Raw genomic sequence first — 1330 nt, forward strand, 5'->3', positions numbered from 1 at the left:
TTATCACCAGCCACCAGGTCGGCAGCCTCTTGAACTATGTATTACAAGTTCAAGAGGCTGCCGACCTGGTGGCTGGTGATAAGGAAGTTCGTATTGCAGTGAAAGCTGCGGGATTGAATTTTGCTGATATTTTGGCTCGACAAGGCCTCTACCCTGATGCGCCGAAAACGCCTTGTACCGTTGGCTATGAAGTATCGGGTGTCATTGATGCTATCGGCACAGGCGTAGATGAATCCTGGCTAGGCAAGGAAGTTATCGCCTTAACACGCTTTGGCGGCCAAGCTGAGCAAGTCACAGTGCCCCTACAACAAGTATTTGATAAACCAGAAACGCTCTCCTTCGAAGCCGCAGCAGCAATCCCCGTAAACTACCTTACCGCCTACCAATTACTCGTCGCGATGGGAGGCTTACAAGCTCATGAGAGCGTTCTCATTCACAATGTGGGAGGTGGTGTCGGTCTTGCTGCACTGGAAATCGCCAAGCATATTGGCGCTACAATTTATGGTACTGCTAGCTCAAGGAAGCACAAGTTCTTAAAAGAAAAGGGCTTGGATCACGCAATAGATTACCGTACCCAGGATTGGAAGAAAGAACTTCTCGCCCTCACCAATAGCCGCGGTGTCGACTTGATCACAGACCCTATTGGCGGCGATAACCTGAAAAAAAGTTACAGTGCCTTAGCTAACACCGGCCGACTAGGCATGTTTGGTATTTCCTCTGTGTCCGACTCGGGAATCAAAGGCAAGTTGAATATGCTTAAGATGATTGTGCAAACACCTTTTTATCACCCTTTTGGTTTAATGGATCAGAACAAAGGCGTATATGGTGTCAATATGGGGCATTTATGGCATGAACATAAGAAGATTGATATCTGGATGAAAGAGATACTAAAAGGCTATGCTGAAGGCTGGATCAAGCCTCATGTCGATAGCACGTTTTCCTTCAAGGATGCAGCCAAAGCGCATGAGCATATCGAGCAACGCAAGAATATTGGTAAAGTAATTTTAGTCCCCTAACTCACAATGAAAGCAAGGCTCTTCCATTTATTGGCTTGCTGAGCCTTCGCATATTCTAGAAGGTATACTGAGCCAACATACTGACACTAATAGAATCGCTGTCACGATAGACTTGCGGGCCCTCAAGTACGCGGTATCGCTTACCCTTAAGGAACAAGACTTCCGCCCCTAAGCGCAGCGCACTGTCTTCTTCCTGCCACATTAACGCTAAGGTATGACTACGCCCAAACTCGTTATTTTCTTGGTCCATCTGATCTTGGTCATCAATACCAAACTGGTCATAGCGATAGCTGATTCGATAGTCATTCAGACGG

At 46.9% G+C, this 1330-nt stretch carries 2 protein-coding genes; one reads left to right on the forward strand and one right to left on the reverse strand.

Annotated features, from left to right (window positions below; translation table 11 throughout):
• A partial coding sequence (locus A3729_RS22365; protein WP_231877487.1) for a medium chain dehydrogenase/reductase family protein occupies positions 1-1016 on the forward strand: 1016 nt, incomplete at its 5' end.
• 55 nt (positions 1017-1071) lie between these two features.
• Here A3729_RS22365 and A3729_RS33350 read toward each other — a convergent pair.
• Positions 1072-1330: hypothetical protein (locus tag A3729_RS33350; protein ID WP_197475990.1), on the reverse strand; the 259-nt coding region annotated here is incomplete at its 5' end.

It is taken from the genome of Oleiphilus sp. HI0043 (genome assembly GCF_001634935.1).